Raw genomic sequence first — 25024 nt, forward strand, 5'->3', positions numbered from 1 at the left:
GGCAGAAAAATTGTTGTCGCAATAAGGAAATTGAAGAAATGAGTTTGTTAGACAAGACGCACACAACAGAGGCTCAGCAGGGCAATGGTATTGCTTTGCTCCCCCTTCTTATCTTTCTGGTGCTTTTTATCGGCACAGGCTCTGTTCTGATGATGTCTGGTGTATCTATGGCGTTCTACCAGCTTTCAGCAACAGTGGCCGTGATTCCGGGAATCATGGTTGCATTGTGGATGGGAAGAGAATCTTTTGAAGAAAAAATTACTATCTTCCTTAAAGGCGCTGGCGACATAAACATCATGACCATGTGTGTCATCTACCTGCTTGCCGGTGGTTTTGCTGCTGTAGCAAAAGCGGTTGGTGGTGTTGATGCTACTGTAAACATGGGGCTCTCTTTAGTTCCTGCTTCACTCGTTTTGCCTGGTTTGTTTATTATCGCTGCATTTGTTGCGACAGCAATGGGTACCTCAATGGGTACTATCGCAGCAATCGGACCGATTGCCGCTGGCGTTGCTGGCCATTCCGATATGTCTATTGCACTGCTTATGGGTGCGGTTGTCGGGGGTGCAATGTTCGGTGATAACTTGTCTATGATCTCTGATACCACCATCGCAGCTACTCGTACGCAGGGTTGTAACATGCGTGATAAATTCCGCATGAACTTGCTGATTGCGCTACCTGCCGCGATTGTGACGATTATTCTTTATGCAACCACTGGTTCAACAGGCGCTGTTGCGAATGCAGGTGATTGGCAGTTCATTAAGGTGTTGCCATACCTTGCAATTCTTGGATTAGCTGTAGCTGGCGTTAACGTGTTTATCGTACTGACCACCGGTATTGTTTTCGCTGGTGCTGTGGGTCTTGCAACTCTGCCAGATTACGCACTGCTTACATTTGGCCAGGACATTTACAGCGGTTTTGTTGGCATGCACGAGATTCTCGTTCTTTCCATCCTCGTGGGCGGACTTGGTGAACTTATTCGTCATAACGGCGGCCTGACATGGCTTGTTCGTAAAATTGGCGACATCGCTAAACGCTTCAGCAAAACTGGTGAAAGCAAAAAAGCTGGTGAATTCAGCATCGCGGCTCTGGCTGCCTTGGCTGATGGCTGTATCGCTAACAACACTGTTGCGATTATTCTTTCCGGCGGCATGGCAAAAGAAATTGCAAAGCGCAGCGGAATTTCTGCAAAGCGTAGCGCAAGTCTGCTCGATATTTTCTCCTGTGTAGTACAGGGCTTGGTTCCTTACGCAGCACAGGTTCTGCTTGCCGGTTCCCTTGCAAAGGTATCCCCTGTGGATATCGCAGTGAGCAACTGGTACTGCCTGATCCTCGCATTTACCGGTGCAGCAGCTATCTTCTTAGGCAAACCGTCTGAACGATAGTTTTTGCCGACCTTACAAAGACCAATTCGAAGGGTTCCTTGCATACGCAGGGAACCCTTTTTTTTGCTATTTTTTAGATTGATATGGATGACGACACCTAAAATGGCTGCTTTTGCGCTCTTGATGCTCTTAGTCACCAGTATTCTCATTATAAATAGCTAAGAGCTATACAAAATAGCATTAAAATCATCTCGAGATACTTCGAAACTAAGTAATATCCTTACGATATTTCAGTTTTGAGGTGAGTATGAGTATACAATGTATTCGAGTGATCGTTGTTGCATGCTGCTTAACCTATAGCGTTACAGCATACGGTGTTACTTTTATCCCACCGGTTGCTCCACCAGATAGCGGTTACTGTTTTATTCAAAATTATGTCGATGTTGATCCTGAACACGGTGGTCAGGATTGTTATACCCATGCCCGAAGTTATGAGAAGCATAAGGGAACAGATTTTCGTGTGTCTTACGACGCAATGCTCGCAGGGGTCGATGTTCTCGTAGCCGCCAATGGTACGGTGCTTCGGACTCGCGACGGCATGGATGATGCCTTCTTTCAGGATGGAATGGTTGATGTTGAAGGCCGTGAATGCGGAAATGGCGTGATTATTGATCATGGAGATGGATGGCAGACCCAATATTGTCATTTGAAGAAGGACTCTGTTCAGGTTGTTCAGGGAGAATCGGTAAAGGCGGGCAGTGTGCTTGGTCAGGTCGGCCTTTCTGGAAAAACAGCGTTCTCGCATGTGCATTTTCAGGTAATCTGCCGTGGTGAGATCGTTTGCCCGTTTTCTGGTGCACGGTTGGAGTCAGTGGAAACAGAGAATGCGACAGGATTGCAGAAGATAGAATCCGGCACTTCCTTATGGCAAAACGAATCAAACGAAGTATTGCAATATGTCCCGTCTCAATTGTTGAAGGTTAATTATTCAACGTCGCCTCCACGTTCTGCGCGGGAGATTCTTCAACGTCCTAATTACATTGAAACGGTAAAGGCAGGACGTAACCCCTTTGTTTTTTCTGTGGTTACAGCGATGCTTCGGAAGGGCGATTTGCTGATTCTTAGATTGAAAACTGAAGCAGGAACGTTGCTTGCGGAGAAAGTTGTAAGTATTTCTTCGTACACTGCACAGCGGGTCGATTGTATTGGACGCAAGAATTCTGCAATGTATGCACATATGGAATTAGAAGGCATTGTAGAATTACGGCGGGGGAATGTGCAGGTTTTTGAGCACAAATCTCGCGTTTCGGTGCAATAGCCGTTCGAGCAATGCCTCTTCTGTAGGGGCTTTTTTTTTTGTTCTCGTTTTCAAAATGTAAAAACCGCAAGGCATGGAGGGAATGTTTGAAGTTGAAGGCTATAACGTAGCTATTAATCCAGAATATAAAGAAAAAATGAGATGATAACTGATGATAGCCTTGCAATGAGCAAGGCTTTTTTTATGTTAAATTACAGTATATTGAGCGTTATTTTTTAATTTTGCAAGAGCCTATAACGCGTCGGCGTGGCGAAAAATCTATAACGCCAAAAGGAGTCAGTATTTCATTGGGTTTTGATTACGGGGCAGAAAACGGGCGAAATTGTGTTGAGCAAGCTGTACTCTCTGCTACAATGGCGATGAAAACTGTTAGTGGATCGCGAGATGCTTGTTCTGAATGTTGCAGCACAAAGTTTCGTATTCAAGATCTTTTAATAATAAAGATGTTGTAGATAAGTTACTTTCTGTGCGTCATCATGGATGTGCTGCAACAGTTCAGGATTCTGGTATAAAAGGAGAGAATTATGCGACAGGAAAAGCTTATTGCTATTGCATTTGTAGTTGCAGCATTGATTTTTTCAACTGTAACATACTCATTTGCTGAAAGAGTTATCGTAATCCAGAAACTGACTCCCGTTAGTGTACAGACGGTCGATATCAGTATGTACCGTGTATCCCCTTGTAATATTGGTGCGGTCGTCGTCCGGCCGATGATGCCGCGCCCACGGGGATACCAACCAATGTACATGTCTCCGATATGTCCACGATACATGATGATGTGTCCTTGCACGAAAGCATATCCAGACGTAAGTCGAATTAGGACTCACGGAAGTGAAAGAGCAGCGATGGTCCCTAATCTTCATAACAGAACATATGGGGTTAAATACCATAACCTGCATGGAGATTATGTTGCTCAGTAACTGGTAATGACGGCTGTGTCCGTACCCTGCCTTATGTAGCGGCTAGTGGCTATTTTAGGTCGCGCAGGGTGTTAATATACATGAAGCCCCGCATACTATACTATGCGGGGCTTCTCTATGTGACTGCGTTTGCAGTGCGGGGGTATGCAGTAGATTCAGTTACTATCTGGATAAAGAATCCAGACGTTGTGCCAGTTTTGAAAGATCCTTAACGTTTTGAGCAGATTCTTGCATTTCTGTCGTAACGCTTCCTACAAGGATATTGATATCTTCCATTGCGCGGGTCATCTGCTCAGAAGTGGAAGACTGTTCTTCTGCTGCAGTGGCAATAGTTCCAATTTGACTGGCAGCCTCATTCGCAAGGCCTACGATTTCGGAAAGGGCGTTTCCCGATTCGTTTGCAAATGATGTAGCTGTTTCTACGAGCGTCATAGTATCTTGAGTTGTCTGTATTGAAGCGACAGCATGTTGTTGAATAGCAGCAATCGCGCGGTTTACTTCCTGAGTTGCCGTCATGGTTTTTTCAGCAAGCTTACGGACTTCATCTGCAACAACAGCAAAGCCTCTTCCTGCATCTCCTGCACGCGCCGCTTCAATGGCGGCGTTCAGTGCCAGTAAGTTTGTCTGATCTGCAATATCTGAAATGACACCCAGTACCGTTCCAATTTCATCTGCCTGAGAGCCGAGCTGCGTCATGGCACCATTCATGGTGTCTGCATGCTGGTGGAGGCTTTCAATGGATTCAATTGCATTTGAAACAATGTTTGCTCCCTGTTCTGCCCGTTCTCGCGTGGCTTCTGACTGCTGGGCAGCCCGTGAAGCGCTTTGCGCAACTTCAAAAACAGAAACGTTCATCTGCTCCATTGCGGTGGAGGTTTCACGAATACGCATTTGCTGAGAATCAACGGAGCCGGAAACATCAGTAATTTTTGATTCCAGTGACGTAGCAGAATCCAGCAATTCGTGCGCTACCTCTTTTGTTTCTTCGTAAACACCTTCGATAGTGAAGAGCTGCTGATTTATTTCACGCTCGGAAATAACAAGATCTGTCACGTTTCGAGCAACTTCGATGTATCCGGCACGATTACCTTCAGCATCATACAAAACATCTGCCACAGGCTGAATGTAAATAGGGCCTTCTTCGCCTGGGACGGTAATGATGTCCGCGACCACACGTTTCTGTGTTCGTTTTACTTGCTCAATAGGGCAATTTGAAGTCGTACATACTTCAGTATTGAACACATCATGACATTGCAGGCACATGAGTCCTTGCTGGTCTGTTCGCGCGGCTTCTTCCACTGCTTTGTTGGCAAGCAGCAGGTTGTAGTTGTCATCAACAGCGAAGATAGGGTCCGGAACAGTATTCAGAACGTTTTTGAATCCTTCCATCTCATTCAGCATGGTTGTGAGGCGTTCCATGAGGGTGTTGAACCAAAGAGTCAGGTCGCCCACTTCATCTTCCTGATTTACGGTAATGCGGTCTTTGAGATCAGCCTTGTCTTCGGCGAGCATTTGGATTTTTGTTGTGATGCTGTTGAGTGGTGCAGTGATATATTTTTTGAGCACTAAAATTATACCTAGAAGCGGTAGCAGTAGGATTGCTGCAAGAGTTGTTGCCAGTGATGTGTTTGCTGTGCTGGCAAGGCTGAGCGCTTCTGAAGAATCAATGGCACCAATGAGTGTGCCGATGCGTTGCCCTCTGTAATCTAGCATCGGGGAGCCGATTAGCGTGTAGTTGCCAATCCGCTCGGATGTTTTTTGACGTGATGCCGTGGCGAGAAATTGCTCAGATACCATTTCTACAAACGGCTGATTGTCCGAATTTTTGTTTACAAGAATGGTATTGTAGACAGACGGATACTTTGATGAATTATTAAGGCGTGTGGTAATGTTGAGGAACTTTTTGTCCATAAAGAGCATCATAGGGATGTTCTTTTGTTTTGCGATGTCGAATACAGACGCAAAGCTTTTAAGGACTTCGGCAGAACCTACGGTGACGCCGTTATCGTCTTTAACCGGAACAATGCCGCGCATGACAAATCCGCCGCGCCCAAGCTCAATGCCGCGAACAGGGGCACCTGTGCTGTTTACATCCAGCACTGTGCGTCGGAATGAAGAAATGTCGTCAGAAATATCAACCCAGCTTCCGTTCTTTTTTGTCTGTTTTTTACGCCAAAGACGGACAAGACTTCTGCCGTTGGGCAGGTGAAAGTGCAGCTTCAGTTTTTTGCCTGTTGTAGCTTTATAACTTGTTAGCTGTGGTGCGAGTTCGTTACGAAGCATTGTACGGGCTTCTTGTGACTCTATTGATGTAGCATCATCAATATCTCCTGTATGAGCAAGCTGATAAGCAGCCAATACTTCTGGAGAACGTGCAAATAGGGATGCAGTTTCTTGAGCAGATACACTTACCTGATCAATGTTTTTTTCAATAGCAATGAATGTATCATCAATAATGTATTCAAGATTATGCTGTTGAATAGCTATAAAACAGTTACTGATGAGAATGTAGCTTATGATACCAAGTATCGGTACCAATATCATCTGGGGAAGAGAGAGTTTCCAAAAAAGTTTCATAGCGTAACCTCCATCACAGTTGTGCTATTATGGGCATATGTTGTGCGTTAAAAATATGCCGCATGGAATAAGTGATGCATTAAACAAATTTAGCTGCTGAAAATTGCTTTGTAATAGCGTGCAGTGTAATAAATAATCAAAAAACAATGTAATAGTTATTTTTACATTGTGAAATTTTTAACAATATGTACAGCACTATTTACTACTGTGGAGGTAGGTTATGATGAAATAGAGGTTTTTTTGTGACAATAATCACAATATAAAGTTTTTTAACATTCGGGCGATAAAGTTCTGTGTCGGGAAATTGGACATAAAAAAGCCTCTAGTCTTTACTAGAGGCTTTTTTTGTTTTCTGTCAGCGGGAACTGATAGTGTGATGCACGAGTTGGCTGTAAATAAAACTTGAGCCGCTTGCTCTATGGCTTGAGTCTGCTCGACCGCAACTGCGCTGCTTTATGTGCTGAATAAGAATATGGCAGCGAGAATAGGGACGAGATCTGTCCCTTCAGTCGCTGAAGATAGTAGCTTTACGCTACAAGGTTTCGCGCAAAGGCAAGAGCACGTTTTTCAGTGTCTTCAGGACGGTTGCCGTCAATAGTACATTTTTCAATGAACAGTTCGCCAACGTTCTGAGTTTTGTAGAATGCCTGAAGCTTATTGAAAGCAAAGCCTAACCCTTCAGCATTGTTTTCGTACGTACCGCCGCCTGTGAGCAGAACAGCCTGACGCTTACCTTCGAGTAACGACACATGATTTGGTTTATGGTAGTTGCAGACAAGGCTCCAGCTTCTGTCCATAAGTGCTTTTACCGGTGCTGTGTAGCCCCAGAAGTATGTCGGAGATGAGAAAAGAGTCACATCAGCGTCGATCATTTTTAGTAGAATTTCTTCTGCATCATCTTTCTGAATACAGTTAATTTCTGTTTCAGATTCTTTGCATTTGGCGCAACCAAGGCATGGTTTGATATCTTTTTTTGTCAGGTTTATGCGTTCTACTTCATGCCCCATTGTACGTAATTCATCTTCCACCCAGCCAAGAATAGTTGCGGTGTTACCGTTTGCTCTGGCGCTGCCGAGCAGTGTTACTATTTTCATTGTAATTCCTTGTAATTTGAATGGTCGATTAGAGGTGAAAAAAGCTATGCAGAAAATGCACTGTAAATTCAATGTTCAGCAGTATATTGCGGTTCAAGAATACTGACAATTCCAAATTGTCATTTGCAAAAGTTTTCTGCAATACATAGAAAATAGTTACTTGCGCACTCGCGCCGGAGAACAAAGAAAGCGCATAAGCGCACGTTAAGTTGGGAGAGATTGGATGACGTTAAGCGTTTGGGTTTCACTGGTATTAATTTGTATTCTCGGAGCAATGTCTCCGGGGCCTAGTCTTGCTGTTGTAGCAAAAAACTGTCTAGGCGGTAGCTGGAAGAATGGTGTTGTAACTGCGTGGGCGCACGCTTTGGGTGTGGGAATGTATGCGCTGGCTTCCGTTCTGGGGCTTGCTATTGTTTTGCAGCATAACCCAAACCTGTTTAAAGGAATTGCATATCTTGGCGCTGGCTATCTATTCTGGCTGGGGATAAACGCTGTTCAGTCTAAAGGCGGTGTTGCTGCGAAGCTCACAGCGGGCGGGCAGAGCTCTTTGCTTCAATCTGCTCGTGACGGGGCTATGATTTCGATGCTTAATCCTAAGCTTGCCTTGTTTTTTCTGGCTTTGTTCAGCCAGTTTGTAGCAGCAAGTAATGCTTCAGAAAGCAGAGCGATTGTTATAGCTACACCGATGCTGATTGACGGATTGTGGTACACAATAATCAGTTTTTTACTCACCAGACCGAGTATCCTTGAAAAGATCAAAGCACGTGCAGTGATGGTGGACAGATTAACTGGTGTAGTTCTTATTGGATTAGCATTGCGAGTTGTCTACACCATTTAGACCTTATGTTTATTATATAGATTTTCGAAAAAGCCTGAATGTATCATTCAGGCTTTTTTTTGAAATTTGCATTGGGGTTTATCCGATCAGTGTAACCAGAACGATTAAAAAGAGTAATTTGAATACATCAAGTGACTCAGTCGTTTCAACTGGGGAATCGCTTTGATCGGGGCAATTGTAACAACTAGGTATTACGGGATGCTTATTAGACCGGCTGTGAGCGCTTTGGCTACTGCCTGAATTCTAGTTGTTGCGCCTAATCGTTCTTTTGCAGAATCAATGTGCATTTTTACAGTATGATGACTAATACCGATTTTATCTGCAACTTCGTGAGAAGTAAGTCCACCAGCCAGCCATGTAAGGCATTCCTGCTGACGGGGAGTCAAAGATATAGCGTGCGTATTTTTTGATGTCAGAACATAGAGTCGCTCGTGTGCTGTGCTTGATACGAGAAGCAGTTCTAAAATTCTGTCAGTCGGAACATCATTAAGTTGCGAGACTGTTTCAGGGAAGCAAACGTTAATACCACCTATACGTTTATTGTTGTAAAATGAAGGCATTGTGATGCCGCTGCTATAGTTGAACTCAGACGTACTTATCTGAATGAGTTTTTGCGCTTTTTCGCAAAGAAGCGGATTACCAATATCTTGATCACATCCATATAATAACGGGCCATTGCCTGTAAGGGTGTGATTAATAATAGAGTCATACTCGATTGCGTTGGTTTCTATGTAGTTGCGGTGCCACCATTCGGGTACCGTAGAAAACCAACTAATATTGCTATTAGTATTTTTAAACCAAGTATGAAGCTGGGCTACTCCCATATGTTTTGCATATTCAACAAATTTTTCCCACAAATAGTCATGGGAATCAGAAGTAACAATTGTTTCTAATATCTCGTACAGTTTGTCGTTCATTTCAGTCTCCCATTGCTGGATATGAAAGGCTGTGTGACCTCCCTGTTTAGGGAGGTGTTTTAAGCAACGTTATGATGTATAGGTGTGCACACCATTACGTGTCGAAGTTGCAGTGCATGTAAGCGAGTAAGTTGCTTTCTCGCGAGCCTGTTTCTTCGGCATATAGTTCAGATTGTTAGATCCATTTATATACGCGTGTCAGCACGGTTTATGTGGCGTGTGATACCAGCATTAGCCCATAAAACATGCTGTGCTTTTCCTTTTAATGCTTTGTTTAGAAGTATTGCCCCTCTATACCCTTGGTAGGTGTGGCGTTTTTTATCTACCAGGCGGTTTATATCGACACAGAACGTATATGTAGGGAAAGTGGATCAACTTAGGAGCCGTTGTGTCTCTCAACGGCTCCTTAATTTTAAATATTCTTTTATTTTCTGCCAATAAAATTAGCAAAAAAACAAAAAAAGACCGGACAAATCGTTGTTCGGTCTTTTTTTATATGATTTGAAAAGTCGCTAAGCTTTTTTCAGGAAGCAAGTCTTAAGGACGATCTGTCCTTTACCTACGCGACATTCAATGTGTTCTGGATTAGAAGTAGTCTGAATTTTTTTGATAACAGTTCCGCGCTTCAGAGTCATGGAAGCACCTTTAACTTTAAGGTCTTTAATTACAAGAACGCTATCGCCGTCGTTAAGAACGTTGCCGTTTGAATCTTTAGTTTCCATACAATCCTCTTTTTTATAACGTCGGTAGTATCCTACCGGTGTGTTTTTTGCTCGCGCCGATTATGGCAGATGTGGCAAACAAAAGAAAGTTGTTTGAAGCTCCTGATTATTAAGCAACTACTGCAACAGGCGGTGGAAAAACCCTGTCGTAGACTATGTTGTATCCAAACGCATATACAGGAACAAACGCTGCAAAACCGATATCAACCATCAATGCTTTCATGAATGGGAAGTTGAGCATCAGCATAACAGCTGGAACCGTGATAACTAACAGTGTTATCTCAAAAAGTATTGCGTGGAATACTCGGAGCATTCCACTTCGAGGATAGAGCGGTTTGTTGAACCGAACCAATGCGTGATCGAACAGGTAGTTGTACATGTAGTTCCATGATGCACCGGCGAGACTGAGCATAACGCTCATGGCGCCAATCTCTTCTACCGGTTTGCCCAGCGCGAAAGTCATGATTGGAATACAGAGTAGTAAAAGGAAAAATTCAAAGAGAAGTGTGTGACGCAAACGGTCTTTAGGGGTACGCATTACAATAGTCATGTTGAAAGCCTTTATTATTGCTGATTTTGTTTTTTACACGAATCATTATTCTTTTTATTCAACAGATATATATCTCTTGAAAAGAGATTGTTCTAATTAGATACTATCCGAAAAGCGGATAGATAAAATCAGAAACGCGGTCGGCAGGAGGGTGAGGTGCTATTTTCTATTGAACAGCTAGAGGCTTTTGTGGCGGCAGTGGAGCATGGGTCGTTTTCAGCAGCAGCCAGATATTTAGGCAAAGCGCAGAGCAGGGTAAGTACGTCGGTTGCGAACTTGGAAATTGATCTAGGCGTGACTTTATTTGATCGTTCAGGAAAATTTCCTGTGCTGACCAGTGAAGGCGAACGGATGTTGAGCACCGTGCGGGCTGTGCTGTACCAGTGCAGAGTTGTCACAGATACAGCAGATCAGATTATTGAAAAGCCACAGGTTCTGCTTAGGCTGGCGGTAGAGGAGCTTGTTTCTTCTGAAGTCATCGGCGGCGTTCTGGCGGAATTTTCAAAAGAGTTCGACTATATTCAGGTAGAGGTGCTGTGGGCTGCTATTGGTGACGTAAAAGAATTGGTCCTGAAAGATAGAGTGGATGTAGGTATTGCCATGCCTGCATCTGGCCTTCCGGACGAGGAGTGTTCATGGGAGCAGCTTGGCAGTGAAAAATTTTGGCCTATGGTCGGTTCAGTGCATCCCCTTGCAAGATTAACTTCTGTGACTGCCGATGACTTATGGGAGCACACGCAACTAGTTGCTTCGAGTAAAGATGGAGTGCGCGAAGCAGATTCAGGGTTGTTCAGTGAGAAAACATGGTTGTGTGAAGACAGCCAGTTGATGATAGATCTAGCCCGTCGCGGTGTGGGCTGGGCATGGCTTGCAGAATCGCAGACATTGCGGCTGCGTCAGCGAGAAGAAATGGTTTCGTTGCCCCTGACGTTTTTACAGGAAGGCTACAGCAATTCTTTTTATCTGTTGTGGAAAAAAGACTATCCGCTACGTCCTGCCGAAAAGTGGTTGGCAGCGCGATTGCAGAATGTGCTGACATAACGATATGTCATGTTTAGCATTCATTAGTTCAGTCCTTAAAGGTAGATACAAAAAAAGGCGGACAACTTACTGAGTAAGTTGTCCGCTAAAATATGGAGCTCTCAAGCAGAATTGAACTGCTGACCTCATCCTTACCAAGGATGCGCTCTACCAACTGAGCTATGAGAGCTTCTATAAGAGACCTTGACTGTGTCTAAGGTCAATAGTGCTGTATTGTGAGCACGAGTAACGTGCTGCGAAGAGGGTGTTTATATGGAACGCATGTAGCCGTCAACAAGAAAAAGTTTTTTTACTGTAAAAAACTCAAACTAGGACTCTTCCTGTGTTTTTTCGACTGAAGGTTCACTTTTAGCGTTTGTTTTTTTACCGACAAATTCGAGCCAACGTTGTAATTGATAGTAAAATCCTGGAACAAGTAGCGGGGCAAAGAGCGTTGCGGTGATCATACCGCACATTACGGCGATACCAAGAGAGTGTCTGCTTGCAGAACCCGGACCGGATGCTACCACCAAAGGTGAAACACCAAGTATAAAGGAGAACGCTGTCATAAGTACAGCGCGGAAACGTAGCTTTGAGGCGGAAAATGCTGCTTCTTTAGCTGTTTTGCCTTCTTTGTAGAGATCCATTGCAAATTCAACAATAAGAATAGATGTCTTGGCAGCCATACCAATTAGAAGAATTACCCCTACCTGCGCATAGATGTTGTTGCTCAGTTCATAAATAGGTGCCCAGTAGTGGATACCCGCGATTGCGCCAACAATTGCTAAAGGAACAGACCCCACAATGGCGATAGGCATAATCCAGCTTTCGTACTGCGCCACGAGGAACAGGTATACGAAAGTGAAGGAAAGAAGAAAAATGAGCGGTGCAAGGTTGCCTGCTTCAATCTCCTGAAGAGAAAGTGCTGTCCATTCAAATGTATAGCCGGGGGGAAGCTTTTGGGAAAGTTTTTCCATAGTTGCGATGGCATCACCGGAGCTATATCCGAGTGCCGCTCCGCCATTGATAGCTACAGTGCTATAGAGGTTGTAGTGGAATACCTGCGCAGGGCCGAGGATCGGGCTGATTGCGGCAACGGAACTGACCGGAACCATTTCATCTTTGCCGTTGCGTACGTAGAAAAGTCTAAAGTCTTCAGGCGTGGCACGGAATTGTGCGTCAGACTGAATATTAACCTGATAGATTTGTCCTTCCTTCACAAAGTCATTCACATATAAAGATCCGAACTGAGCTTGCAGTGTTGCGTAAATATCTCCAAGGGAAATTCCCAGAACCATCGCTTTGTTTCTGTCTACCTCAAGGAAATATTGAGGAACATCTGTGCGGAAAGTGGTGTATGCCAGCTGTACTGCGGGATCTTGTGTTGCATCAAAGGCAAGTTGCTGAGCAACTTTGGCGATGTTTTCCGGCGGACGACTTAATGTATCCTGAAGCTGATATGCGAACCCGTTAGTGGTACCGATCCCCGGAATAGCCGGCAACTCAAATGCCCTGAGTGATGCATCAGGGTATTTTCTGTATAGCTTGTTAGCTTCACGCATAATACTTCGTAGCGTTGCTCCGTCCGGCCTGCTGTCCCAATCTTTCAACATGACAATAATGAGGCCGGTGTTGGACAAGTTACCGGAAAGAAAACTACGACCGGAAACTGTAATTACTCGTTCTACGCCGCTCACTGTTTGGGTTATATCTGTAATTTCAGTCAAAACTCTCTGGGTTCTATTTAATGATGCAGCTTCAGGAAGTTGAGCATCAACAAAGAAGAACCCCTGATCTTCATTCGGAATAAATGCAGTTGGAGTATTGTTGTACAAATAACCTGTGAATCCGAAGATAGCGACTATTGCCACAAGTATGAGAAAGCCTCTACGCAGGATGAACGTAATAACTGTTCCGTATCGTTCTGTTGACCATTTAATGGCGCGATCAACTGGTCGTAGGAAAAAGATAGGCTCAAGCTGTCCTTCTTTAAGGATGAGTGAGCATAGTGCAGGGCTTAACGTAAGTGCATTTACCGATGAAATAAGAACAGACACGGAAATTGTTACAGCAAATTGTCGATATAAGCCGCCGGTAATGCCCGGCATGAACATAACAGGAACGAATACAGCCAGCAGAACAAGTGTAGTTGCAATGATCGGGCTTGTTACTTCTGACATGGCGATGCGTGCCGCCTCTTTTGGCGGCAATTTCGAGTCTACCATATGCCGTTCTACGTTTTCGATAACCACAATGGCATCGTCAACGACGACCCCGATGGCAAGCACAAGTCCAAATAGCGAGATGGTGTTAATGGAATATCCAAGGGCCTGCATGACGGCAAAGGTGCCGATGAGGGATACCGGGATAGCTACTGTTGGAATAAATGTGGCGCGTACGTTTTGCAGGAAAAGGAAAACAACCAGAATAACAAGCAATACGGCTTGAAGAAGTGTGGTCACAACTTCATCAATGGAGCGGCGGATAAATATTGTTGTATCGTAAGGAATTAAGTAATCGACTCCGTTAGGAAACTGTTTGGATAGAACTTCCATTCTTTTGTAAATATTATCTGCAATATCCAACGCATTGCCGTTACTTGTCTGATAAACAACAACAAATGCCTGCGGCTTATTATTCAGATTTGCATATGAGTCATACGACTTGTCACCTAGTTCTGCGCGTCCGATATCTTTGACACGAACAATCGCTCCATTGGGCGATGTGCGAAGAATGATGTTGTTAAATTCTTCTGCGGTAACTAATCGCCCCTGAGCCTGTACGGTGTATCTGAACTGTTGCTGCGGAACATTGGGACCGCCGCCAATACTACCGGCAGCAACAATAATGTTCTGTTGTTCCAGAGCATCTTGAACATCGGACGTGGTCATGCGGTACGATTCCATGAGCTTTGGATTAAGCCAAATACGCATGGAATATGGCGAACCGAAAATCTGTACGTCTGAAACGCCGTTAATTCGTTTAAGCGGGTCAACAATAAATTGTTTTGCGTAGTTGTTTAGAAACAGGCTGGAGTACGTGTTGTCCGGTGAAATAATGCTGACACCGAGCAGCATGGTTGTGGACTGTCTTTTAACAGTTACGCCCAGCCTTCGGACTTGTTCCGGAAGGTTAGCTAACGCCTGTGAAACTCGGTTTTGTACGTTTACCTGCGCAATATCCGGATCAGTTTTGGGGGCGAAGGTAATTGAAGTTGTAGATGTCCCTGTGGTGTCGGCGGTAGACGATATATAAATCATGTCTTCAACACCGTTGATATTGTCTTCGAGGGGTTTGATGACCGTACGTTCTAAAATTTCAGGACTCGCACCTGGGTAATTAGCCGTTACAGTAACAACTGGCGGTGTAATATCTGGATATTGAGCAACAGGGAGTACTATCAGCGCCAAAGAGCCCACAAGGGTAATGACGATGGCTATGACAATGGCGAACTTTGGCCGGTCAATAAAGAAATGACTGATTGTCATACTCAGCTCCCACTATTTGGCGTGGCAGATGGTGATGTTTTCTTGGATGAATTGGTTGGTGGTAAAATCGTATTCGGTTTAGCCGGAGGTAACGGCTTTGCATTTGGATCGGCGTCAGATGACGTATTTTTTTTGTTCGGATCTGTTTCAGTCCAACGCGGGTTTTCAGGAGTACCTTTTTTTGAACCGGTTTTTTTAGGAACAATTTTCGTCGGACCGGAGCCGCTTTTTTCCTTTGCTGAATGTTTTGTAATAACACCTGTTTTGGGGTCAACATTAACAAGGTGTGGATCAACAGGTTTGCCCTGCTGAACTTTTTGTAATCCTTCTACAATAATACGTTCTCCGGCATGGAGCCCGCTTATTACAACCCACATTGCATCAAGGCGCATTCCCAGTTCAACTGTACGGGATGTTGCAACATTATCTTTATCCACAACGACAACGGTGTAACCGGATTGGTTTTGCTGCACGCTTGATTGCGGGATGACAGGCATAAGTTTTTTTTCAGCATCTTCTACAATAACAGATACATACATTCCGGAAAGAAGTAGACTGTCAGGGTTCGGAAAAACACAGCGCAAATCAATTGTGCCGGTATCTTTATCAATAAATGGCTGTGCGAAATCCAGCTTTCCTTCCAGAGGGTACGAAGTGCCGTTAGGAAGCTTGAGCATAAATTTTAATTTTGGTGATGATCCGTAACCCCATTTTTCACGGTATGTGACGACGTCTTTTTCATCCACAGTGAAATACACGTAGATTGGGTCAATGGAATAAATAGTCGCCAGTGTGCCGCTTGAAGGGGAAATCAGGTTGCCGACGGAGTACACAATTTTACTTATACGGCCTTTGAACGGGGCAGTAATAGTGGTGTATCCAAGATTGATGGCAGCAGAATAGACCTGTGCTTTGGTTGCATCGACTTCCGCTGCGGCTTGTCGTTCTGTACTGGTGTATGCATCCAACTCAGATTTACTGATATTTTTTCCTGCATACAGCTCTGCGCCGCGTCGGAGATTTTGTTTTGCTTCAACAAGGGCTGCTTTTGCTTTTTCAACATTAGCCTTTGCCAGTTGAAGATCGGCTTCAAACGGTTTGGGGTCTATTTTGAAAAGTACCTGATCTTTTTCGACAATATCACCTTCTTTGAAACCCTGTGTTAACAAAAAGCCTTCCACGCGTGACTTAATCTGCACGATATCTTTTGAATCAACACGCCCCACGGCGTCCCATTTATTGGCGACTGGATATTCTGAAACAGAAATAACATCCACACTCGGTGCAGGGCGTTGTTGCGGAGCGCCGTTATCGGAACAGGCTGCAAGTGTGAATACGCACATGCAACATACCGCTAAGGATAATATTTTCTGATGGTAACAAACTGCCATGCCGCCTCCGGATGATGTCTCAATACTTTTAAAGTCACTGATCTTCGGAATAAATGGAAAGCTGACGAGTTGAAGAAAATGTCAGACAGTGTGGCATGTTACCATAGTTTCTATACAAAGCTAAGAGAGAAGTGTGTTATATCCATGAGGCAAAATAAAAAATACAGGGAACTAAGTTCGTTTCGAAGATTAATTGAAATATCAAATAGTTATTTAAAAACCTGTAGAGTTGACAATTGGGGATAACTGGTATGAATTAGGGAGCGTTTTCCGTATCAAGGATATAATGCGCTTTTTTGGGTGCTCTTCACACTTTCTTGAGCCTTGAACTTGCGTGATCATTGTATATTGTTTTTGTGAGGTCTATTTTGAATAACACGGCTATTTGGCAGCGACATCCATATCTTGTGGCTGCTGCGATTATTGTATGCACAACTTGTATTCGCATCGCGTTTTTATCGAGTAATCAGCTTGATCTTGTGTACGACGAAGCCCAGTATTGGGATTGGACTCGTCACATGCAGTTTTCTTACTACTCCAAAGGACCTCTGATTGCATGGATCATTAAAGGTTGGACAACGCTTTTTGGTAACACACAGTTTGGTGTTCGTTTTGGCGCTGTTTTTAACTCCTTTTTGACTCAAGGTATTCTGTTGTACGGCATGGGACACATAATGAAGCGTCCGATTGCAGCCCTCTGGGCAGTAATTCTTGCCAATACAATTCCATTGTTCCTCGCTTCCGGCGTATTGATGACAACAGACAGCCCTCTACTTGTGTGCTGGCTTACGTCTCTATTCGCAATCTACGCTGCCAGTGAAAATCCAGAACGAAAAGCACCGTATGTAATACTCTGTATTGCGGTGGCTCTTGGAATCCTTGCTAAATACATGATGCTTGCCATGGCGGGTGTTGTGTTCTTTTATTGTATCGGGCTGTGGCGCAGAAAGATGCTTAGTCCCGTGTTTGTAAAGCGTGCAGCCATTGCCATTGCTATTGGCACGGTTATCGGTTTCTTGCCGATTCTTATCTGGAATATGCAGAACGACTGGGTGGCTTCCGCCATGTTGCCAAGCTTGCAGGGGTTACCTCCACTGCTAGTGCAAAACCGTTTTTCCGTTTTGACCGCTTTCCTGAATATTTCGCCTCTCAGATCGGCTTAATAACCCCGTGGTGGTTCGCTTTCCTTATCTTTGGCGGTTGGACTGCTCTTAAACAGGGGTGGACGAAAAAAGGCGCCGAAGCTCTCGGAGATGATAGCCGGGTGCGTCAGGCACTCTTGTTAAGTGTTGGTTTCTGGATGTTGTGGTGCTTCTTTATTTTCTGGAGTTTCCATACCCGCATCTATCCGAACTGGTCCGCAATGAGCTACGCAGCGGGCATTATGCTTGCGGCACTGGCTGCTGAGCAGGGACATGTTTGGGGCAAAACTGCACTGGTTATCCGCAGCAAACGCATTCCGCTTCGTAAAATGGGCGTTATTATCGGGGTAGTGCTGTTTCTTGTGATGCATTCACTGGGAGAACTGCCGTTTAGAACCCGTTCTTTTAACCCTGCTATGCGTTTGATGGGTTGGACAGATATGTCCAGTAAGCTTCAGGAGCTTACTGATAATATGCCGGACCCTGATAAAGTTTTTTATTTTTCTGACCGCTATGGTGTGACTGCAAACCTTTCATTCTACGCACCTAAGCAGCCGCAGGCGTTTTGCGCGGATTTCGGACGTCGAAAAGCACAATATGACCTGTGGGAGACCCCTGAAGCCAAAAAGGGCTGGGACGCAATATTTGTCCGTCATAAACCTATTGATCTTCAGCCACTTAAGAAGCTGTTTGAATCCGTCGAAGTTATGGAGTATCAAACAACGCATACGAATGGCTACGGTCCCAAATATTATATTGCTATCCTAAAAAATTATAACGGCGAATGGCCAAAACGTGACAGCGGAAGTTATTAATGACTGCATCTATCTCTACGAAAATTGATCCAACTGTTTGCGAACGTTGCGCAGAAAAATACGACACCTGTTGTCATGCAGACCCCCAAGATATCGAGCTTTGCTTCCCTTTGTCGGACGCAGAGTGGGCTAAAGTTAAAGCGGCAGCTCCTGACGTTTCAGGGGCAAATGACGTTATTAACACGCCTGAATTTATCAAGACATTAAAACGACTTTTTCCTCATGATGGATTAAAAATAGATACACAATTCCCTGCAAACGAGACTCATAGGGTTCTGCAATCCAATGAAAAGGGATATTGTGTTTATCTGACAGAGCAGGGGTGTAGACTCCCGAGAGAAGCGCGCCCATGGTTCTGCCTGCTGTTTCCCTTCTGGGTACGCGGCAAAGAGTTGACTATGTTCACGGCACAAGGGTGTCTTGTATGCCGTGAAACCGACACCGTAGAAGAATCGCTGGAACTGCTAGGAATGGACAAACCCCAGGTTAGGGAGTTGTTTGCATTACTGCGTTCAGCGTGGGGCTTCGATAAAGGCGAGTAGCCACCCTGCAAACGAGATTAAACTTTATGAAAAAAATATTCCTGTATGCTTGTATCTGCGTTGCGCTTGTGGCGGCATTGGGTACTTTAGCTGCTTCCGGTTTATACTGGTGGGCATCTAAAGACTTACCAAGTTTTACCCGTATCAATGACTATCAGCCGCCATTGGTCACAACTGTATATGCTCGTGATGGGCAAGTGCTCGGGCACTTTTATCGGGAAAAACGTTTTCTGGTTTCTCACGAAAATATGCCGGATCTCGTTAAACGAGCTTTCCTTGCTGCTGAAGATGATAGTTTTTACGACCATGATGGAGTTGACCCGAAAGCAATTTTCCGCGCGTTTATCAAAAACATGCGTGCTGGCTCTATCAGACAGGGTGGTTCCACAATCACTCAGCAGATTATCAAGCGACTGCTTCTTTCCTCTGAAAAAAGCTATGAGCGTAAAATTAAAGAAGCAATTCTCGCATTTCGTCTTGAGCGTTATCTGACGAAAGACGAGATTCTTACTATTTACTTAAACGAAATTTATCTTGGTGCTGGAGCTTACGGTGTAGAAGCCGCTGCCCGCACCTATTTTGGTAAACATGTTAATGAACTGACCATTGCGGAAGCCACAATCTTAGCAGGGCTTCCACAGGCACCTTCAAAATACAACCCATTACGTGCTCCGGGGTCTGCTAAGGCTCGTCAGCGTTACGTGTTGGGTCGAATGCTTGATCTTAACTGGATTACTCAGGAACAGTACAACACCGCTATTACAACCCCACTTGTTTACAAAAGCATGGAAGATCCAAGCTGGAAACGTGGAGCATGGTATTTAGAGGAAGTACGCAGGAAGCTTATTAACTACCTGAGTGAAGATAACATGCGTAAGCTTGGTATCGAACTTCCTCGTTACGGTGAAGACGCTGTCTATGAAGCTGGCCTTCAAGTACATACAGCTGTTGATCTAGACTATCAGGATGCTGCTGAAGTGGCTTTACGCTCTGGTTTGGAAGCATCTTCCAGACGCCGAGGCTGGCAGGGTCCTATTCAGTCGATTGAACCGGAAATGGTAGAAGATTTCTTGCAGCAGCAGGAAGTTATTCCAGCAGTTCTGACAGATAAAAAATGGATTCAGGTGTTGGTCACCCGGGTTGAAAAATCCGGTGTGGATGTACGATTCGGCGAAATGAAAGGTCGTATCCCTGTATCAACCATGAATTGGTGTCGTAAGCCGAACCCAAGAGTGGCGACCGATCACGTTCCATCTATTAAAGATGCACGAAGAGTTCTGAAAGTCGGAGATGTTGTCTGGGCTTCTATTGCAGTGCCTGACCGTCTTAAAGACACTTGGGAACCACGTTTGCTGACAGAACAAGACGTTGTGCCGTTGGCTTTGGAACAGCATCCTAATATACAGGGTGCGGTTGTTTCAATGGACCCACGCACAGGTGATGTGCTTGCATTGGTTGGCGGTTATTCTTTTACAGAAAGCCAGTTTAACCGTGCCACACAGGCAAAACGTCAGCCTGGTTCTGCATTTAAACCGATTGTATATTCCACTGCGATAGATAATGGGTACACCCCTGCCTCCATCGTGCTGGATGCACCGATTGTATATACAGATCAGTCGACTTCCAAAGTATGGCGTCCTCAAAACTTTGAAGGTATTTTCTACGGACCGACCTTGCTGCGTACTGCACTTGTTAAGTCCCGTAACCTCTGTACTATCCGCGTTGCAAAATCACTCGGTATTCCAAAGGTTGTAGAACGTGCTAAAGCTATGGGGCTTGAAGGGCCGTTCCCGTATGACCTCTCTGTGTCGCTTGGTTCCGTTGCGGTTTCACCGATCAACTTAACCGAGGCATACACAACCTTTGCCAATGGTGGCCAATGGTCAAAAGGACGTCTCATTAAATCTGTAAAAGATGCATGGGGTGATGATATCATCTCCATTGAGACTCAGCGCACTCAGGGCATGGACCCTGAAACATCCTACATAATGTCTACCTTGCTTAAGGAAGTTGTACAGGATGGTACTGGCTGGCGTCTTAAAGTCCTCAAGCGTCCTATCGGCGGCAAAACAGGTACAACAAACGATGAAAAAGATGCATGGTTTGTCGGGGTGACTCCTTACCTCGTAACAACCGCATACGTTGGCTTTGACCAGTTAGCCCCTATGGGTAAATGGGAAACAGGCTCTCGTGCTGCATCTCCTGTTGTACGTGACTATCTGCAAAAAGTTATTAATGACTTCCCTGAGGAAGATTTTGAAATGCCTGCAGGGGTTATTCAGGTTCGGATTGATGCCGGTTCCGGCAGAGTTGCCAGTGCATATAGTGGTAAAAGCTACTTCCTGCCGTTTAAGCAGGGAACACAGCCGACCATTATGCAAGGTCAGCGCCTGACCCGTGAACAACGGGACCCTGTTGAAAGTGGTGAAGATTTGCTTAAGCAGATGTTCTAAAAAACGTCATATAGAAGCCGGTACAACTTAGTTGTACCGGCTTTTTTTATGGCGAAATTTTATTCTGATATTGCGTCACAAATGCTTTCCGTTGAAGCGCCCCGATGAACGTGTTCATCGGGGCGCTGTATATTCAGTAGTAGGAACGGATGGGTAATCGACGCACCTACTTGATGATCCGTTTTGGTCGCTCGGGGGACAATCCCTGAGGATAGATGGTTATGCTCTGCAGGAAGGTGTCGGCAATGAACTTTCCTGTTTCGTTGAGTGATCCGTTTGCCCGCAATAAAGGTTCAGTCCAGTCCAGTGTGCTTATGGGCCCCCGGGGCAACCGAGACCATGGCCTCTGGCGTTTGTGTTACGCCAAATGGTAGTTTTTCATATTCAGTCAGGTTCTTTTGTACAGTTACTAGGTGGGGCTGTGTATTATGGAAGATCATCTGCCCCAATTGTGGTTGTTTAGTTGTCAGTTCTCTCAGTGGAATTTGTGGCGGCGGTGGAAGTCCTAAAAACGCTGCCATGTGTGTCATGTACACATCCGGTCTATCCAATACCTTGTCGACGCTAGCGCACATTTTTGATGATCCAAGGAAGCGCGGGTTAGCTTCAATAAAGTAAAGCTGCTCATCATGCAGCAGGGCGTCTATACCAAAGGCACCCATAAAGCCTTTTGAAGCAAGCCACTGTCCAACGTCACGAATCATCGCTTCTAATTGGTTAATGATATGTTCAGGCAGATCGTGAATCATACCAAAATCGTTGCCTGAATAGCCTGCGTTTAACGGCGTGAGTTCCGGCACGCCAATGCATTGGAGACTAAGCGGGTGTAATGAGACTCTTCCGTCTGAAAATACTGTTGCTGACGCAGACAAAGAGGATGCACCTGAGAAATACGGTGAATAGGCGACAAGTTGAGTATCGTGCTTTTGGAGCCATTCCCATGCTGTTTCAAAGCTCTCCTTGGAGTCGACTCGCACAAGGCCTGAGCGTGCCGATGCTGCGTGAATACGGAGCATGACAGGGTTTTCCATGGCCGCACGGTAAATTTCCTGCTTAGCGGCTTCCGTTATCTCAAGATATTTCCAAGGAATAATACGTATGCCTTTGTCGTGCAGTGCTGTTTCTATCCATGTTTTATGGTTAAACGGGTGCTGGAATTCAGAAAACAATCCTAAAAGCATTGTGTGCCTATGGTGTAGAAAATAAGCCGTGTCGATGAAGGCCATAGGCTTGTACGGAATCAGGCAAGAAGGTTCTTCCAGCTCTTTAATCAAAATACGGCGCAACTCTTTAATACCCTCCGATGTGTCTGCAGAGGCGTCGTAGGTGTACGGGTTCACTCTATGGTGCATCATGCTTTCATAGGTGTACTCGGTAATTGCTTCGTGCTGCGCGGGGCTTCCGTAGCAAATCGAAACAATTGGGTTTTTAAATTCGGTAAGGGGGATAGCATCGCACCCTCTACTCCCGACCCAGACGATCTTTCGATCCTTGATCTTTCCACTAATACGCTTTCGGTATGTCGTACGTTCTGTAGGCATAACTACCTCAGCTCTGGAGTTTGGGGTTAATGACAAAATGAAATCTCGATGCGACAGGGCACATCGTCCCTAAGAGTGTATTGCAGGTAGAATGAGGCAGAGTATTATAGAATGAACGAAGTGGTGTTTTTTTGTGATTTGAAAAAAAGTAAGTTGACAGCGATGAGGATTTGAGTACAGGATATACTAAGCCATTGTGCGCGCGATTTGGTGCGCACGTCGCTTAAGGCTGTTTTTCCCCGTGTTTTGTGGGGGAGAATACAGCTTGGGCTAAATAGAATGTTTGGAGATTGCTACTATGTCTAACAAGACAGATTTTGATGTTATTATTGTTGGCGGCGGCCCTGCTGGGCTGTTCGCTTCCTACTATCTTGCAGAAAATTCTAATCTTTCTGTATGTATGATTGACCGCGGCCCGGCGGTAAAAAATCGAACATGCCCAATTGGAAAAACCCAGAAGTGCGTGAAATGTAAACCCTGCCATATCCTCTCCGGTATCGGTGGAGGCGGCCTTTTTTCCGATGGTAAGCTGAATTATATCCACAAGCTTGGAAAGACTGATTTGACCCAGTTTATGGGACTGCAGGAAGCAAAAGATCTGATTGATGAAACAGAAGTGATCTTTAACAAGTTTGGTATGGATGGCCCTGTGTATCCTTCCAACATGGAAACAGCAAAAGCCATTCGTAAAGAAGCAAACAAGAATGGTATTGATCTTCTGTTGATTAAACAGAAGCATCTCGGTTCTGACTGTCTTCCGGATCATATCGACAATATGTCCAGCTACCTTGCTGAACGTGGTGTTGATATTAGAACTAAGGAAGAAGTTAAACGCGTTGTTGCTGAAGACGGAAAAGTACAGGGCGTTGAGACTAACAAAGGTACTTACACCGCCAAGCAGGTAATTCTTGCTCCGGGTCGTGTAGGCGCAGATTGGATCAGCACAGTATGTAAAGAATACGACTTAAATGTTTCTCAGCGCGGCATCGAAGTCGGTGTACGTGTTGAAACACATAATGACGTAATGTCTGATATCACCGATGTGGTATACGATCCTACGTTCTTTGTACGTACTTCTAAATACGACGACCAGACTCGTACTTTCTGTACAAACCCGGGTGGCTTTATCGCGCTTGAAAACTATCAGGACTTTGTGTGCGTTAACGGGCATGCATTCCGCGATAAGAAATCAGACAACACCAACTTTGCGTTCTTATCCAAAGTAGTGCTGACTGATCCTGTTTCAGACAACACAGGCTACGGTACAGCTATTGGTAAGCTTGCAAGCATCATTGGTGATGGTAAGCCTATTTTACAGCGTCTTGGTGATTTACGTCGTGGTAGACGTTCTACATGGACTCGTATCAACAACGGTCACATTGCCCCGACTATGACAAACGTAGTTCCTGGTGACATCGCTATGGCGCTTCCTGAGCGTATTGTGACCAACCTTGTTGACGGTCTTGATCAGCTCAACTCCGTAATTCCTGGTATCGCTGATGACGGAACCCTGTTGTACGCTCCAGAGATTAAATTCTTTGCAACTCAGGTTGAAACTTCCAACGAACTTGAGACATCTATCGATGGTCTCTACGTTGCTGGTGACGGCCCCGGTGTAGCAGGCAACATTGTTTCTGCTGCTGCTACCGGTATTGTTCCGGCTAAGGCTATTATCGCAAAAAATTAAAACATCAAGCGGCACCATACGTGTCGTTGGTCAGTTCTATATAATGATAGGCTGCGTTCTGAAAGGGACGCAGCTTTTTTTGGGATGAAAAAAGGTCAAAAAAAAGTCAAAAAAAAGACCACCAAATGGTGGACTGCATTATTTAAGACAAAAGAAGAGAGAATCTACCTACAAAGTCTGTTAGCGTATTGCTGCTTGGTTCGGCCTTGTCATGCACTGTGTGCATCGGCTCCGAATCCTAAATCTTTTTATTCAGTAGATTCTCTCACTGTCTGTTCGTTCTTTTTACCCATTAGCCTTTCTTATCCTCCGTTAGGGTTGATGACTATATCTTCTGGAAGGTATATCGATATGTGCTTCCTTACAGTTCTAAGATAAGACCCCTTGAGCTATGTGGCAAGAGGGAAAAAAAATTTTCCATAGAAAATAATGAAAAATCTAGTTGACAGCGCAGCCTGTTTTCCATAAATACCTCTTCGCACGTGAGGGAACTCACGAAGCACATATGAAGCGTCCCCATCGTCTAGCCTGGCCCAGGACACCTGCCTTTCACGCAGGCGACAGGGGTTCAAATCCCCTTGGGGACGCCAAGCAATTTAAGCTCTTACACGAAAGTGTAAGAGCTTTTTTGTGTTTCTACCACATGGGGTGTAGGCCAGCAGCGTAAGTTTTCAAGTTTTTTTCAGG

Annotated in this window: 18 protein-coding genes and 2 tRNA genes; 11 read left to right on the top strand and 9 right to left on the bottom strand. The window is 44.8% G+C overall.

The features are described 5' to 3' along the window. Nucleotides 1-38: 38 nt before the first annotated feature. The 3 genes from MKHDV_RS04120 (at nt 39) to MKHDV_RS04130 (ending at nt 3560) form a co-directional block, all read left to right on the top strand. The gene (locus tag MKHDV_RS04120; RefSeq protein WP_160712842.1) at nt 39-1382 is read left to right on the top strand and encodes a Na+/H+ antiporter NhaC family protein; all 1344 of its coding nucleotides are present in this window, start codon (nt 39-41) and stop codon (nt 1380-1382) included. 247 nt (nt 1383-1629) lie between these two features. Beyond that, entirely contained in the window at nt 1630-2640 is a 1011-nt protein-coding gene (locus MKHDV_RS04125; protein ID WP_160712550.1) for a M23 family metallopeptidase, read from the top strand. A gap of 524 nt (nt 2641-3164) precedes the next feature. Beyond that, complete coding sequence (locus MKHDV_RS04130) at nt 3165-3560, top strand: hypothetical protein (RefSeq protein ID WP_160712552.1); 396 nt, start codon at nt 3165-3167, stop codon at nt 3558-3560. A gap of 162 nt (nt 3561-3722) precedes the next feature. Here MKHDV_RS04130 and MKHDV_RS04135 read toward each other — a convergent pair whose 3' ends face one another. Together MKHDV_RS04135 and MKHDV_RS04140 are read right to left on the bottom strand one after the other, a co-directional pair. Next, a complete protein-coding gene (locus MKHDV_RS04135; protein WP_160712554.1) occupies nt 3723-6137 on the bottom strand; it encodes a methyl-accepting chemotaxis protein in 2415 nt (804 codons plus the stop codon). 527 nt (nt 6138-6664) lie between these two features. Beyond that, entirely contained in the window at nt 6665-7231 is a 567-nt protein-coding gene (locus MKHDV_RS04140) for a flavodoxin family protein (protein WP_160712556.1), read from the bottom strand. A 223-nt stretch (nt 7232-7454) separates the two neighbouring features. Here MKHDV_RS04140 and MKHDV_RS04145 point away from each other — a divergent pair, with 223 nt between their 5' ends. Continuing rightward, nucleotides 7455-8069 (top strand): LysE family translocator, encoded by a 615-nt coding sequence (locus MKHDV_RS04145; RefSeq protein ID WP_160712558.1) that lies wholly within the window; start codon nt 7455-7457, stop codon nt 8067-8069. Nucleotides 8070-8260: 191 nt separating this feature from the next. Here MKHDV_RS04145 and MKHDV_RS04150 read toward each other — a convergent pair whose 3' ends face one another. From MKHDV_RS04150 to MKHDV_RS04160, 3 genes are all read right to left on the bottom strand, one after another. After that, nucleotides 8261-8986, bottom strand: coding sequence for a LuxR C-terminal-related transcriptional regulator (locus tag MKHDV_RS04150; protein ID WP_160712560.1), 726 nt, complete (start codon nt 8984-8986; stop codon nt 8261-8263). Nucleotides 8987-9498: 512 nt separating this feature from the next. Then, nucleotides 9499-9708: an alkylphosphonate utilization protein gene (locus MKHDV_RS04155; RefSeq protein WP_160712562.1), complete on the bottom strand. Its 210-nt coding sequence runs from the start codon at nt 9706-9708 to the stop codon at nt 9499-9501. Between the two features lie 109 nt (nt 9709-9817). Continuing rightward, the gene (locus MKHDV_RS04160; RefSeq protein ID WP_254060408.1) at nt 9818-10258 is read right to left on the bottom strand and encodes a PACE efflux transporter; all 441 of its coding nucleotides are present in this window, start codon (nt 10256-10258) and stop codon (nt 9818-9820) included. 156 nt (nt 10259-10414) lie between these two features. Between MKHDV_RS04160 and MKHDV_RS04165 the strand changes: the two genes are divergently transcribed. Further along, nucleotides 10415-11299 (top strand): LysR family transcriptional regulator, encoded by an 885-nt coding sequence (locus MKHDV_RS04165; RefSeq protein WP_160712564.1) that lies wholly within the window; start codon nt 10415-10417, stop codon nt 11297-11299. Between the two features lie 93 nt (nt 11300-11392). Here the strand turns inward: MKHDV_RS04165 and MKHDV_RS04170 are convergent. From MKHDV_RS04170 to MKHDV_RS04180, 3 genes are all read right to left on the bottom strand, one after another. Beyond that, nucleotides 11393-11468 (bottom strand) — tRNA-Thr (locus MKHDV_RS04170). A gap of 139 nt (nt 11469-11607) precedes the next feature. Further along, on the bottom strand, nt 11608-14766 hold the full coding sequence (locus MKHDV_RS04175) for an efflux RND transporter permease subunit (RefSeq protein WP_160712566.1): 3159 nt from the start codon (nt 14764-14766) through the stop codon (nt 11608-11610). A 2-nt stretch (nt 14767-14768) separates the two neighbouring features. After that, nucleotides 14769-16157: an efflux RND transporter periplasmic adaptor subunit gene (locus MKHDV_RS04180; RefSeq protein ID WP_160712568.1), complete on the bottom strand. Its 1389-nt coding sequence runs from the start codon at nt 16155-16157 to the stop codon at nt 14769-14771. 368 nt (nt 16158-16525) lie between these two features. Here MKHDV_RS04180 and MKHDV_RS18865 point away from each other — a divergent pair, with 368 nt between their 5' ends. The 4 genes from MKHDV_RS18865 to MKHDV_RS04195 all read left to right on the top strand — a co-directional run bounded on the left by MKHDV_RS18865 (nt 16526) and on the right by MKHDV_RS04195 (nt 21109). Further along, complete coding sequence (locus MKHDV_RS18865) at nt 16526-17320, top strand: glycosyltransferase family 39 protein (RefSeq protein WP_254060409.1); 795 nt, start codon at nt 16526-16528, stop codon at nt 17318-17320. A 101-nt stretch (nt 17321-17421) separates the two neighbouring features. Next, on the top strand, nt 17422-18114 hold the full coding sequence (locus tag MKHDV_RS18870) for a hypothetical protein (protein ID WP_254060410.1): 693 nt from the start codon (nt 17422-17424) through the stop codon (nt 18112-18114). Continuing rightward, the gene (locus tag MKHDV_RS04190) at nt 18114-18656 is read left to right on the top strand and encodes a zinc/iron-chelating domain-containing protein (protein WP_160712570.1); all 543 of its coding nucleotides are present in this window, start codon (nt 18114-18116) and stop codon (nt 18654-18656) included. The genes MKHDV_RS18870 and MKHDV_RS04190 overlap by 1 nt, the downstream gene beginning before the upstream one ends. A 26-nt stretch (nt 18657-18682) precedes the next feature. After that, complete coding sequence (locus MKHDV_RS04195) at nt 18683-21109, top strand: penicillin-binding protein 1A (RefSeq protein WP_160712572.1); 2427 nt, start codon at nt 18683-18685, stop codon at nt 21107-21109. Nucleotides 21110-21402: 293 nt separating this feature from the next. Here the strand turns inward: MKHDV_RS04195 and MKHDV_RS04200 are convergent, their stop codons facing one another. After that, nucleotides 21403-22650 (bottom strand): ATP-grasp domain-containing protein, encoded by a 1248-nt coding sequence (locus MKHDV_RS04200; RefSeq protein WP_160712574.1) that lies wholly within the window; start codon nt 22648-22650, stop codon nt 21403-21405. A gap of 298 nt (nt 22651-22948) precedes the next feature. Here MKHDV_RS04200 and MKHDV_RS04205 point away from each other — a divergent pair, with 298 nt between their 5' ends. Both MKHDV_RS04205 and MKHDV_RS04210 read left to right on the top strand, forming a co-directional pair. Then, nucleotides 22949-24337: an NAD(P)/FAD-dependent oxidoreductase gene (locus MKHDV_RS04205; RefSeq protein ID WP_160712576.1), complete on the top strand. Its 1389-nt coding sequence runs from the start codon at nt 22949-22951 to the stop codon at nt 24335-24337. 512 nt (nt 24338-24849) lie between these two features. After that, nucleotides 24850-24927 (top strand) — tRNA-Glu (locus MKHDV_RS04210). The last annotated feature ends 97 nt before the right edge of the window (nt 24928-25024 follow it).

The sequence above is a fragment of the Halodesulfovibrio sp. MK-HDV genome (assembly GCF_009914765.1).
Classification (GTDB): domain Bacteria; phylum Desulfobacterota; class Desulfovibrionia; order Desulfovibrionales; family Desulfovibrionaceae; genus Halodesulfovibrio.